Source organism: Haloferax sulfurifontis, from assembly GCF_014635105.1.
GTDB classification, from domain to species: Archaea; Halobacteriota; Halobacteria; order Halobacteriales; family Haloferacaceae; genus Haloferax; species Haloferax denitrificans.
Genome location: NZ_BMCI01000006.1, coordinates 276,369 through 288,886, shown reverse-complemented (window position 1 = coordinate 288,886; position 12,518 = coordinate 276,369). Strand labels below are relative to the sequence as shown.

General features: G+C 70.0%; 12 protein-coding genes. 5 read left to right on the top strand and 7 right to left on the bottom strand.

Annotated features, from left to right (window positions below):
- Positions 1 to 135: 135 nt before the first annotated feature.
- A complete protein-coding gene (locus tag IEV64_RS16695; protein ID WP_007276311.1) occupies positions 136 to 774 on the bottom strand; it encodes a helix-turn-helix domain-containing protein in 639 nt (212 codons plus the stop codon).
- 141 nt (positions 775 to 915) lie between these two features.
- Entirely contained in the window at positions 916 to 1,788 is an 873-nt protein-coding gene (locus tag IEV64_RS16690) for a universal stress protein (protein WP_007276310.1), read from the bottom strand.
- 125 nt (positions 1,789 to 1,913) lie between these two features.
- On the opposite strand from IEV64_RS16690, the gene IEV64_RS16685 reads away from it, so the two are divergent.
- The 3 genes from IEV64_RS16685 to IEV64_RS16675 all read left to right on the top strand — a co-directional run bounded on the left by IEV64_RS16685 (position 1,914) and on the right by IEV64_RS16675 (position 4,701).
- Positions 1,914 to 2,600 carry a DUF8215 family protein gene (locus IEV64_RS16685; RefSeq protein ID WP_188424569.1) on the top strand — a complete coding sequence of 229 codons (687 nt, stop codon included), beginning with the start codon at positions 1,914 to 1,916 and terminating at the stop codon, positions 2,598 to 2,600.
- A 123-nt stretch (positions 2,601 to 2,723) separates the two neighbouring features.
- The gene (locus IEV64_RS16680) at positions 2,724 to 3,863 is read left to right on the top strand and encodes a DUF7118 family protein (RefSeq protein WP_007276308.1); all 1,140 of its coding nucleotides are present in this window, start codon (positions 2,724 to 2,726) and stop codon (positions 3,861 to 3,863) included.
- A gap of 61 nt (positions 3,864 to 3,924) precedes the next feature.
- On the top strand, positions 3,925 to 4,701 hold the full coding sequence (locus IEV64_RS16675; RefSeq protein WP_188424567.1) for a DUF7979 domain-containing protein: 777 nt from the start codon (positions 3,925 to 3,927) through the stop codon (positions 4,699 to 4,701).
- A 51-nt stretch (positions 4,702 to 4,752) separates the two neighbouring features.
- On the opposite strand, the gene IEV64_RS16670 is transcribed toward IEV64_RS16675, so the two are convergent.
- Complete coding sequence (locus IEV64_RS16670; RefSeq protein WP_007276306.1) at positions 4,753 to 5,220, bottom strand: FKBP-type peptidyl-prolyl cis-trans isomerase; 468 nt, start codon at positions 5,218 to 5,220, stop codon at positions 4,753 to 4,755.
- Positions 5,221 to 5,331: 111 nt separating this feature from the next.
- A complete protein-coding gene (locus IEV64_RS16665; RefSeq protein WP_188424565.1) occupies positions 5,332 to 5,700 on the bottom strand; it encodes a rhodanese-like domain-containing protein in 369 nt (122 codons plus the stop codon).
- A 102-nt stretch (positions 5,701 to 5,802) separates the two neighbouring features.
- Here IEV64_RS16665 and IEV64_RS16660 point away from each other — a divergent pair, with 102 nt between their 5' ends.
- A complete protein-coding gene (locus tag IEV64_RS16660) occupies positions 5,803 to 6,417 on the top strand; it encodes a class I SAM-dependent methyltransferase (protein WP_188424563.1) in 615 nt (204 codons plus the stop codon).
- A 110-nt stretch (positions 6,418 to 6,527) separates the two neighbouring features.
- A complete protein-coding gene (locus IEV64_RS16655) occupies positions 6,528 to 7,463 on the top strand; it encodes a hypothetical protein (protein ID WP_167321015.1) in 936 nt (311 codons plus the stop codon).
- 102 nt (positions 7,464 to 7,565) lie between these two features.
- On the opposite strand, the gene IEV64_RS16650 is transcribed toward IEV64_RS16655, so the two are convergent.
- Genes IEV64_RS16650 through IEV64_RS16640 form a run of 3 tightly spaced genes read right to left on the bottom strand, consistent with a single transcriptional unit; the run spans position 7,566 to position 12,402 of the window.
- Complete coding sequence (locus IEV64_RS16650) at positions 7,566 to 9,173, bottom strand: hydantoinase B/oxoprolinase family protein (RefSeq protein ID WP_188424561.1); 1,608 nt, start codon at positions 9,171 to 9,173, stop codon at positions 7,566 to 7,568.
- Positions 9,170 to 11,185, bottom strand: a complete 2,016-nt coding sequence (locus tag IEV64_RS16645) for a hydantoinase/oxoprolinase family protein (RefSeq protein ID WP_188424559.1) — start codon at positions 11,183 to 11,185, stop codon at positions 9,170 to 9,172. The genes IEV64_RS16650 and IEV64_RS16645 overlap by 4 nt, the downstream gene beginning before the upstream one ends.
- Complete coding sequence (locus IEV64_RS16640; protein WP_049920681.1) at positions 11,185 to 12,402, bottom strand: Nramp family divalent metal transporter; 1,218 nt, start codon at positions 12,400 to 12,402, stop codon at positions 11,185 to 11,187. Before IEV64_RS16640 ends, IEV64_RS16645 begins: the two co-directional genes overlap by 1 nt.
- Positions 12,403 to 12,518 lie beyond the last annotated feature (116 nt).

The window sequence follows — 12,518 nt, the reverse complement described above, 5'->3', positions numbered from 1 at the left end:
GCTTAAAAGCCGGCTCGCGGCGCGCTGGGGGCCGAACCGGTGGGAGTCGGGGAGGAACCGGTGGGAGTCGGGGAGGAACCGGGAGGAGTCCAGAGGAACCGGAAGGAGTCGAGAGGAGCCGGGAGGAGTCGGAGGTCAGGTGCTGTCGGGGTTCGCGGGCGTCGTCGCGTCGGCGAGCGCGTCGCTGAGGAGTTTCTTTTCGGCCCGGCGGAGGTGTTCCAACACGGTCGGCCTGCTCACCTCGAACGCCGCCGCGATTTCCTCGACCGTGACGCCCCGCGGCCAGTCGTAGTAGCCGCGTTCGAGCGCGTAGCCGACGACCTCGGCCTGCCGCTTCGAGAGCCGCGTGGAGGGGCCGACGAAGGGTTTCAGCCGCCGGAGTTCGACGGTCCCGAGCGACCGGAGTCCCGAGATGATTGCCTTGAGGTCGGCCCGCCGGAACACGACCACGTCGAAGACGCGCGAGCGCCCGTAGAACTGGCTCATCCGCTGGAGCATCCCGTGGTTCTCGCGGATGATCGGGAGCGCGCCGGACGACCGCTTCGTGATGAGCAGTTGGTCGTCGCCGACGAGTTCGAGGTCGCTGACGACCTCGCTGGCGGCGAGCCGCTCGGCCATCTCGTCGCGGTGCTCGCCGGCGTCGACGACGAAGCGGATGTCCGTCTCGCCGAGCACCTCGCAGTTCGTCACGACGACCGGGCCGTCGACGAGGTCGCTCACGTGCGACAGCACGTAGTCCTCGTTCAGTTCGAGGAGGATGGTCGCGCGGAGCATCGCTATCGAGACCTCCGGCTGTCGGGGATAGACGGGCGTCCGAGACGGTCCGGTTCGGCCACGGCTACTGCGCCGATACGTCGCCCGCGGGTAATAGCTGTATCCCGAGTCGGACGACCCGCCGTCAGCGGCCCGGTCGGGTTACTCCTCCGCCGGCGACACCGTGATGACGGGAACCGGAACGCTCCGGACCGTCTCCTCGGCGACGCTCCCGAGGAGGATGCGGTCGACGCCGCTCCGCCCGGTCGTCCCCATGACGACGGCGTGGATGTCGTTGTCCGCGACGTACTCCCGAATCGCCTCGCTCGGCGAGCCGTGTTCGATGGTCTCGGCGAGCTTCGTGACGCCGTGTTCGTTCGCCTCCTCGACGACCTGCGAAATCGCCTCGTTCGCCCCGCGCTCGCTCTCCTCGCCGGAGAGCATCGACCGCACGTCGAACCCGAGCGCGGAGTCGTCGACGACCGACAGCACGTGGACCGTCGCGTCGAGTTCGGCCGCGAGTTCGAGGCCGTGGCTCGTCGCCCGCTTCGCGGAGCGACTGCCGTCGGTCGGGATGAGGATGCGCTCGTAGGGGAACGTCAGCTCTTCGTCGGGCTTCATGCGGGCGGTGAGAACCGGGCGGTCAGACAGGCGGACGACCTTCTCCGTGACGCTCCCGCGAAGCTGTCGGGAGATGCCCTCCCGCCCGTGGGTCGGCATTACGATCAGGTCGTAGTCGTACTCCTCGGCGTACTGGACGATGGTCGGAGCGGGGTTGCCCTGCACCACGTCCGTCGAGTAGTCGACGCCGAGATTTTTGAGCGTCTGCGCCGCCTCCTCGACGACGCTCTCGCCCTCGCGTTCGAGCGCGTCGACCACTTCGTTGTCGACGACGGTGACGCTGTCGCGGGTCGTGTCGGCGACGAAGAGCAGTCGAATCTCCGCGTCGTCCCAGTGGGCGAGTTCGCTGGCGTGGTGGAGGACCGCGCTCGACGACGTGCTCTCGTCGACCGGCAGGAGGATGCGCTCGTACATGGCTTGTCATACACCCGGTCGCCGGTAAGTCCTTTCGCCGGACGGCGTCCGCGGACCCCCGTCTCCGGCGGCACGACCCCCGGCGCGCCACACAGTTATCAGACAGCAGTCACAACGGGACGACCATGGCACCGAGAAACGAGTCGTCCCGCGGCGGCGAAACGCGGCCGCGACGCCGCCGCCGGAACCGACGCCGACAGCGCGGCGACGACGGCGAGGGTGGCATTGACGCGTGGCTCGACGCGACGGTCTACTTCGGGCTCGGACAGCACCTACTCCTCGCGCTTCCGATGCTCTGGGTCGCCTTCATGACCGTCTCGACGCCCGTTGCGGTCACGACCGCGGCCGTCGTCTCGCTGTCTGTCGCCTGCCTCGCCATCGGCGCGCTCCGGTTGGGCGCCGTCTCTGTCGGCGCGCCGTGGCACCGCATCGAGGACAGCGAACTCGGTCTCGGCCCCGACGCGGGCTACGGAGCCCTCGTCCGACGGGCGGCCTACCTGAACGCGACGCTCGGCCTCGGGACGTTCATCGGCGCGCGGGCCGACCTCGTCGGCGCGGGACTCGCCGGCTCTGTCGTCGTCGCCGGCGGCGTCGCGCTCTGTGCGATGCTCGCGCTCCCACGACTGCGGGCCGCGCCGGCCCGTGCGTCGGCCGCGGCCGCCGGTGCCTACTACGCCGTCTCGCTCCTCGTGGTGGCCGCGTTCCCCGGCGCGGTCGACCTGTTTTCCCTCGCGCCGTCGGTCGCGCTCTGCGTGCTCGCGGTCGCGACCGCCTGCGCGTTCGACGTGGTGACCGGCCGAGACCGTCGCTGACGGCCTCTCGTTCGCGGTCGTCTCGCCGCCGTCCGCGGGCATCAAGTTTTCAACCCTCGCGCACCGACTCGTTGGGCATGACACCGATTCCGCGAACGGAACGCCCGCCCGAGGTGCCGCGACGTGGCTGACGCCGCGCTCGCCGACGACCCCGTGGCGGCGCTCCGCACGGCGGCCGAAACCCTCCGCGACCGACGCGAGGCGGTCGACGAAATCGGCCGCGAGGAGCTTCGAACGCTCGCGTCCGCCGTCCGCGACGTGACCGGGATTCTCGACCGATACGAGGAGCGCGCGACCGACGACCTCGAAGGCTACGTCGCGTTCCGCGAGGCGCTGTCGGACCGGTTGGAGGAGGTCCCCGCGGACGTGCGCCACAGCGACGCCTTCATCGACGCCAACGAGTCGCTCACGACCGGCATCACCTCGTCGCTGTCGGCGTCCGACTTCGAGCAGGCCAGACGCGAGTTGGCCCCCGCCCGCGAGGAGGCGGCGCTCCTCGGCGAACTGGACGAGGCGAGAGACGACTACCGGAGCGCCCGCCGGCGACTGCGGGAGCGGGCAGACGAACTCGACGCGCGAGTCGACCGCCTCGAACGCGTGCGGGAACTCGGCGAGGCCGACATCGACGCGCCGGTGGACGAACTCCGCGACCCCATCGAGCGATACGACGACGCCGTCACCGAGGCGTTCGACCGGTTCCGCGCCGAGTCGTCGGCCCGCGGGGTGCTCGCGTGGCTGGCGGCCGCCGAGTCGTACCCGCTGGTCGAGACGCCCAGTCCCCCCGAGCGACTGCGCGAGTACCTCGAAACCGCCGCCATCGGCGACGAGCCGATTCCGACGCTCGTCGAGTACGCCGGCTACTCGCGGTCGAAGCTCGACCACTACGTCGAGGACCCCAAGCGGTTCTCCGCGGCCGTCGGGACGAACAAACGGTTTCTGGAGACGCTCGACGCCGACTCGCTGACCGTGTCGTGGCCGCCGGCGTCCGCCTCGGAACTCCGCTGGCGGACGAAGGAACTCGTCGCCGTCGGGAGTCGATTCGCCGACGACGAGACGGTCGCCCGCGCCCGGGAAGTCCACGAACTGACGTACGAGGAGTCCTACGACCGCCTCCGCGACGCCGCGGTCGCCCGCGCGGAACTCACCGAAGACCAGCGCGACCGCCTCCGGCGGGGCGTCGTCGCAGACGAGCTGGCCGCGGCCCGCGAGGAGCGCGAGCGGGTCGAAGACTGCCTCGACGCGAACCCGCCGCTGGACGAGTAGGGGCCGACGAACCCCCGAGCCGGGGAAAAAGCACTTACCCGACTCGGCGGAACGCCCGATAATGCGTCTCCGGAAACTCGCTCTCCTCCTCGCGGTGGTCGGTCTCGTCTGCCTCCCCGCGCCGGTGTATCTGCCCGCGCTCGCGGACGCGACGTCGCCGCCGCCGCAAACCTCGCAGTCGTACCGGGCCGAGCCGGTCACGCTCGCGAACCACTCGGACATCGAGCACATCGTGCGCCGTCACGGCCGGTCGGTCTCGATTTCGGTGCATCAGGTGAGCCAGCGGTACTCGGCCGACGAGTACCGCGCGCCGAACGAGACCCGCGAGACGCTGGCGGCGGCGATGCGCAACGGGACCGCCCGAACGACGGCGGCGGGCGCGCAAGCCGACCTCCGCGCGATAGCGCGGAACAACACGTACGTTCACGACGCCTACGGCGAGCGCGAGCAGTACTACCGGTTCAGCGTGCGAGAGAACGGGTCGGTCGTCACTGCGCGAAACACCACGCTCCGGCGTGTTGCGAACACCACCGTCGAACGGAGCGCGTACAGCTACGAGAACCTCTCGCCGGCGGCCAGAGAGACGGTCGACGGCGTCCTCCGGAACTCCTCGGACGACGACTTCGGCTACCGACCGCGGGTGAACGACGCCTTCGTGGACCGCCTCCCGGCGCTCGTCGAGAAGGAGGGGACGCTCTACAGCATCACCGCCTACGCGCACGTCGACGACTTCGGCTTCGGGGCCGCGCTCGTCGTCGGCCTCGGCGTCGCGGGCGTCGGCGCGGTCCTGCTTCTCGTCGGAGGAGCGGTGTACGCTATCGCGTGGTGGCGCGAGTAGCGGGAGAAAAAACGCACCGAGCCGCGAGACGGCGGCTCAGTTCAGTTCAGCTCAGTTCGCGTCGAGGATTTCGACGTCGAAGACGAGCGTCTCGCCGGCGAGTTCGTGGTTGAAGTCGATGCGGACCACGTCGTCGTCGGCGTGGACGATTTCGCCGAGGCCGCCCTGCTGGGTCTGGACGTACAGACCTTCCTCGGGCTCGTCGCCGAGTACCTCGCGGAGCTGTTCGGTCTCGTGCTCGCGGACGAGGTCCTCGTCGTGCTCGCCGTAGGCCTTCTCCGGCGGGATTTCGATGCTCTCCTCGTCGCCGACGGACATGCCGACGAGCGCCTCGTCGAGCCCCTCGATGACGGTTCCCGCGCCGACCTCGACCGCGAGCGGCTCGTAGTCGCGGTCGGGCTGGGCCTCCGCGAGACCCTCGGCCTCGGCCACGTCCTGACGCGACGTGTCGAAAATCGTGCCGTCAGGGAGCTGTCCGACGTATTCGAGCGAAACGGAGTCGCCGGTTTCAATCGTCATACCGCGTACTCTCTGCCGGAGACGGATAAGTGGCCGTACTGCCGGTGAGAGTATTGGCTCTTTGTCATATCGGGCGATCGCCCACGCGCTCGGCGCGCCGCGAGCGGAGACTCAGAACAGCCGCCAGACGAAAGACCGGAGTTTGTAGCTCAGCGACCCGCGCTGGTAACCGTTCCACCCGCTCATCCCGCCCGCGAGCGTCACCGCGTCGTACCCCTCCTCGCGGAGGAGCCCCGTCGCCCGCTTTGCGACGACGCCCATCTTACAGACGACGACCACGTCGCGGTCCCGCGGAATCTCGTCCAGCCGGCGCCGAAGCGAGGCGTCGTCGCCCGACCGGAGGTCGTCGTAGACGGGGACGTTTCGGCTCCCGTCGATTGCGCCGCGTCGGTAGTTCGACTCCGGGCGGACATCGAGGACGAAGGGGCCGTCCCCGTCGTCGAGGCGGGCGGCGAGTTCGTCGGGGCGAATCGAGGGCACGGCTACCACCACGTCGCTGGCGCGGAAAGCGCTGGCGCTTCCGCGGCCCGCCCGCCGAGACCGACGCCGTAGCTTGAACACGGCGGTCCGCGTAGCGCCCGTATGGAGTGGGACGAACGCTACCGGACCGGAACGTACCCGACCGACCCGGAGCCGTCGCCGGTGCTCCGGGCGTACCTCGACGAACTGCCCGACGGCCGCGCGCTCGACGTGGCGGCCGGCAACGGTCGCAACGCGCTGTTTCTCGCCGCGAACGGCTACCGGGTGGACGCGCTCGACCAGTCCGGCGAGGGGCTGAGCATCGTCGACGAGCGCGCCCGTTCCCGCGGGTTCGCCGACCGCGTGGAGACGATTCGGGCCGACGCGACGACCCACGAGTTCCCCGAGTCGAGGTACGACCTCGTCACCATCAGCTACTTCCGGACGCTGGACCGCCTCGCCGACGTCAAGGCGGCGCTGAAGCCCGGCGGCGTGCTGTTCTACCAGCACCACCTGCGGGCCGACCCGCCGGCGACGGTGGGGCCGAGCACCGACAGATACCGCTTCGACTCGAACGAACTGCTCCGCGCCTGTCTCGACCTCACCGTGCTCTACTACGACGAGACGACCGAACCCCGCGACGACCGGCAGTCCGCGACGGCGACGATTATCGCGCGGAACACGCGGGGCGGGGCGCAGTCGTATCCGCGGCGCAGGCTGACGGGACGGGACGCGTGACGGCGCGGCGCGGCTGTTCCGCCCGTTCGACTCGACTCTCGACCGCGAGTTCGCCATTCAGTTCTCTAACCTGAGAAACACATATCACACGTCGAACTCGAACAAACTGTATGTCAACGGATTGGTTCACTCAGTCGGGGTCGACGGGGACGGTGACCGTCGAGAGACGCGACGGCGCGTGGTTTCTCCAGTCGCCCGAAACCGATTCCGACGTGAAATGCATCTTCGATGACGGCGACGAACCCGCCGATTCATCGGGACCGACGCGAGTGAGTATCACCGTCTCGAACTACATGGCGGGACGCGGCAGTGACGTGGACTACCTCTTCGCCTCGGTCGGAGCGGACCAGTCAGGTTTGGGTTCCGACGGCCCGGAATCGACGGCCGAATCGGCGACCGAATCGGCGTCGGCGTCGGAATCAGAGGCGGCGTCGAACGACGCGGGGAGCGCGGAGTCGACGCGAACGCTCTCGGAACTCACCGGGAGCGGGGCGTACGTGACCGTGGAGGCGACGGTCGAGTCGGTCGATTGGGTGGACAAGAACGACCCCGGCACGCCGGACATCATCGGCCACCTCACCGACGAGAGCGCGCCGAACGGCGTCGTGTTCGTCGTCCCCGACGGCGTGAGCCACCCGTACCTCGGCGAAGGCGCGCGGTTCGAGTTCGCCGGCGCGAAGGACCACCACTACCGCGCGAAAGACCAGGTGCAGTTGCTGATAACGGACGCGACGCAGTTCACACAGCGCTCTCCACCGGACGACGACCGCGACGCCCGCGGGTCGGGACGCCGGGGCGGTCGGGGGCGGGAGCGGAGTCAGTCGCCGAGCGACCGCGAGCGCCTCGGGGCGCTTCGAGACATCGCCGAGAGCGCCATCGGCGACGAGACGTTCGTGGAGTCCCAGTCGAGCGACGACTCGCTCGTCGGCGCGGCGAAGCGCCGGGCGCGAAAGCAACAGCGCGACCCGGCGATAGACCCGCGGATGCAGGCGTTCGACGACGAGGAAAAAGACGAAGAGGCGTCGTCGGACCGGGACGACGACTGAGCGACGGGTCCGACCAATCGCGTGACGCACGGACGACGACCGTCCGAGCGGTTTACAAATTGTACAAATTGTGGACTGTGTAAGCCGAGATGGCGGTCGACGCTACTCCGTCTTTTCGTCCTCGCGGTCACGACGGGCCGCGTCGTCGTCTCGGTCGTTGGGGTCGCCGTAGCCGCCGCCGCCCGGCGTCCGAACCGTGACGGTCGTGCCGGCGGGCACGTCGCGGGTCGTCTTCGACGGGACCGCCTCGCCGTCCACGAGGTTCTGTCCCGTCGCCCCGTCCTCGCCGCCGGCGATGCCGCGGGGGGCGACCCGCCGGCGCTCGGTGAGAAGCGAGACAGTCGCGTCGGTCTCGACCGTGACCGACCGGACGATGCCGAGGCCGCCGCGGAACTCGCCGCGGCCGCCGCTTCCCTCGCGGAGGCCGTACGCCTCGACGAAAAGCGGGTACTCGGCTTCCAGCGCCTCGACCGGCGTGTTGAGCGTGTTGGTCATCCCGACCTGCACGCCGTCCATGCCGTCGCCGCCGGCGCGGCCGCCGAACCCGCCGCCGATGGTCTCGTAGTAGGTGAAGCCGTCCGAGCCGCCGGCGCGACTGCCGATGGTGAGGTTGTTCATCGTCCCCTGTCCCTGCGCGGGGACGCGCTCGGGGGCGGCATCAGCGAGCGCCGAAAAGACCACGTCGGTCACGCGCTGGCTCGTCTCGACGTTGCCGCCGACGACCGCCGCGGGGGCGTCGGGGTTGAGGAGCGACCCCTCGGGGACCTCGACCGAGATGGGGTCGTAACAGCCTTGATTTGGCGGTATTTCGGGGTCAGTGACGCATCGAACGACGAAGTACACCGCGCTCTTGGCGACCGCGAGCGGGGCGTTGACGTTGCCGGCGACCTGGTCGGCCGTGCCGTCGAAGTCGAACGCGACGGTGTCGCCGTCGACCGTCGCGGTCACCTCGATGGGGATGTCCTCGTCGGTCACGCCGTCGCCTTCGAGCACGTCGCGGGCGCGGTACTCGCCGTCGGGCAGGTCGCGCAGTTCCGCGGTGACGCGGTTCCGGGAGTAGTCCATCACGGCGTCGAACGCCGCGAGGACGCGGGACCGGCCGTGTTCCCCGACGAGGTCGGCCAGTCGCTCCTCGGCGCGCTCGTTGGCCGCGAGTTGCGCGCGGACGTCGGCGCGGCGCTCGCCGGGGTTGCGGACGTTGGCGAGGAGGAGCGACAGCACGTCGTCGTTGGTCTCGCCGCCGGCGACGAGCCTGACCGGCGGGAGTCGGAGCCCCTCCTGATAGATTTCGCGCGCGCCGGCGGGCATACTGCCGGGCGTCATCCCGCCCACGTCGGCGTGGTGCGCCCGCGAGACGGCGTAGCCGAGCACCTCGCCGTCGACCGCGAGCGGCGACACCATCGTCACGTCGGGGAGGTGCGTGCCGCCCTCGAAGGGGTCGTTGAGGACGAACACGTCGCCCGGTTCCGGGTCGTAGTCGAGGACCGTGTCCACGGCCTCGGGCATCGCGCCGAGGTGGACCGGGATGTGTTCGGCCTGCGCGACGAGGCGACCGTCGGCGTCGAACAGCGCCGTCGAGCAGTCGCGGCGCTCCTTGATGTTCGGCGAGTACGACGAGGTGATGAGCACCTGCCCCATCTCCTCGGCGACGCTCTCGAACTGGTTGCGCATGATTTCGAGCGTCACGGGGTCGACCTCGCGGTCGCTCATTCGCCGTCACCCCCGCTGGTCAGGACGAGCGTCCCGTCGGCCCCGACCGTCCCGCCCCACGCCGGGGGCACGACGACGGTGCTCTCGTGCTGTTCGAGGATCGCCGGCCCCTCGACGGTCGCTCCCGCGCCGAGACCGTCGCGGTCGTAGACGGGCGTCTCGCGGAACGCGCCGTCGAAGAACGCCTCGCGGGTGTCTTTGCGGGCGTCGCCGTCGCCGCGGTAGGTCACGTCGAGGGAGTCGCGTTCGACCACGGCGGTCGCCCGGACGTTGACGAGTTCGACCGGGTCGTCGAGGCGGTAGCCGTAGGCGCTCTCGTGGGCCTCGTGGAACCGCGCTTCGACCGCCGCGGCGTCGAACGTCTCGCCGACGGGCACGGTCAGTTCGAAGCTCTGGCCGACGTACCGGAGGTCGGCGGCGCGCCGGACCACGGCGTCGTCGGGGTCGGTCACGTCGTCGAGCGTGTCGGCTTCGAGGTCGGCATAGGCGGATTCGACCGCCGCGGCGTCGAGGCCGGACAGGGGTTGGCGGAGCGTCCGCACCGAGTCGTGTTTCTGGTCGGCCGCGAGCAGGCCGTACGCCGAGAGGACGCCGCAGGCCCGCGGAACGACCACGGTCTCGATGTCGAGGCTCTCGGCGAGCGCGGCGGCGTGCATCGGGCCGGCACCGCCGAAGGCGACGAGGCCGAACCGCCGCGGGTCGTGGCCGCGCTCGACGGTCACGGCGCGAATCGCCCGCGTCATGTTGGCGTTGGCGACGCGGTAGACCCCGCGGGCGGCCGCGAGCGCGTCGTCCAGTCCGGCCTCGTCGGCGAGGCCGGCGAGCGCGTCGCGGGCGGCCTCCACGTCGAGTGAGAGTTCGCCGCCGAGGGCGGAACTGCCGCCGATGTAGCCGAGGACGACGTTCGCGTCCGTCACGGTCGGGTCGGTGCCGCCGCGGCCGTAGCAGGCCGGACCGGGGTTCGCGCCCGACGACCGCGGCCCGACCCGGAGCGCGTTGCCCGAGTCGACCCACGCGATGGAGCCGCCGCCCGCGCCGACGGTGTTCACGTCCACCATCGGCGTCTTGATGGGCCGGCCGTTGATTTCGGCGTCGGTGGTCCGCTCGACCTCGCCGTCGCGGACGAGGCTCACGTCGCTGGAGGTGCCGCCCATGTCGAAGGTGACGAGGCCGGCGAGGTCGTCGCCGGAGTCGGTGGCGGTCTCCGCCGCGCCGACGACGCCCGCCGCCGGCCCGGACATCGTGGTCGTCACGGCGTGTTCGCGCACGGTCGAAGCCGGAGCGATGCCGCCGTTGGCCTGCATGATTTTCGGGACCGGGACGCCGAGGTCGGCCGCGCGGGATTCGAGGCGGCCGAGGTAGCTGTCGATGGCCGGCGTCACGTAGGCGTCGACAGCGGTGGTCGAGGTGCGCTCGAACTCGCGGAACTCGGCGAGCACCTCGTGGGAGGCGGAGACGGGCGCGTCGAGTTCCTCGCGGAGCACGCCGGCGACGACGCGCTCGTTTTCGGGGTGCTGGTAGGCGTGCAACAGCGAGACGGCGACGCTCTCCGCGCCGGCGTCGCGGATGTCGTCGGCGAGCGCGCGGACCTCCGACTCGTCGACTTCGGTCTGGATGCCCTCGACGGTCGCCCGCTCGGTCACCTCGAATCGGCGGCGGCGCGGGACGAGCGGGGCGGGCTTGTCGGCGGTCACGTCGTAGAGGTCGGGGCGGGCCTGTCGGCCGATTTCGAGCACGTCGCGGAACCCCTCGGTGGTGACGAGCGCGGTCGTCGCGCCGTCGTCTTCGAGGAGGGCGTTGACCGAGACGGTCATCGCGTGGGTGAACGCGTCGACCTCGGCCGGGTCGATACCGGCGTCGTCGCAGGCCTTCTCGATTCCGCGGACGACGCCGACGCTCTGGTCGTCCGTGCTCGGGACCTTCGCGGTGACGAGGCGGCCCTCGGGAGTCAGAAGCGCCACGTCGGTGAAGGTGCCGCCGACGTCGACGCCGATTCGCGTTTCTGTGTCCATCAGAACACCCCCATATCGGCGGCGACCGTATAGAGCGTTCGGAGGCCGAGCCAGACGACGACGAGCGTCACCAGCCCGCCGACGACGTTCTGGAGCGTGGAGTTGGCGTACGACCCGAGGATGTCGCGGTCGTTCATCACGTAGATGAGGAAGACGGCGACGATGGGAAGCAGGACGCCGTTTGCGACCTGCGCGAAGACGATGGCCTGCACGGGGCTGTAGCCGACCGCGGAGAAGACGATGCCGACGAGCAGAATCGAGCCCCAGACGGCGCGGAACTTCGTGGACTGGAGGTCGGTGTCCCAGCCGAGCGCCCCCGCCGTCGCGTACGCGCCGGCCAGCGGGGCGGTCGTCGCGCTGGTGAAGCCCGCGGCGAACAGCCCGATGCCGAAGAACACCTTCGCCTGCGTGCCGACGAGGGGTTCGAGCTGTTCGGCCATCGTGCTCACGTTCTGGATGTTCGTCCCGACGGGGAACGCCGCCGCGGCGGTGACGAGAATCGAGATGGTGATGAAGCCGCCGAGGACGATAGACAGGACCGTGTCGGCCCGCGACTCGTGCAACTCCTCGGGGCCGGCCCACCGCTCTTGGACGCTCCCGGCGTGGAGAAAGAGGTTGTAGCCGACGACGGTCGTCCCGATGAGGCCGGTGATGAGGAACGCAGACCCCTGCGGGACGCTCGGGACGAACCCGCGGGCGAGCGCGCCGAGGTCGGGGCCGATGAGGACGGCGTCGATGAGGAAGGAGACGGCCATGATGGAGACGAGACCGACGAGCGCTTTCTCGATGAGTTTGTACTTGCCGGACCACAGGAGGACGCCGGCGACGAGGCCCATCGCGGGCCCCCAGAGGTTGGCGCTGATGCCGGTCAGGCCCTCCAGTCCGGCCGCGCCGCCGAGGATGTTCCCGGTCTCGTAGGCGGCCGTCCCGATGCCGATGGCGCTCACGACGAGGGCGATGCTCAGCCCCGACAGCGCGGGGTTGTCGAACTGCTCGCGGAGCGCCTCGCCGAGGCCCTCGCGGGAGACGAGGCCGAGTCGGGCGCTCATCTCCTGAAGCACGATAGTGGCGACTATCGAGAAGGCGATGGTCCAGACGAGCGCGTAGCCGAATCGCGCGCCCGTCACGCTCGCGGTCGTGACCGTGCCGGGACCGATGAACGCGGCGGCGACCATCGCACCCGGACCGATAGATTTCAGACGTTGGATGATGTTCATGGTTCTTCCTGTGAGGTGAATTGACGTATCAAACTCTGAGTGATAAATCCCGGTTGAGAACGCCGTTTACGGCGGGAAGAGCGCGTGTGAAGGAGTATGAACGAGTGTGAAGTCCG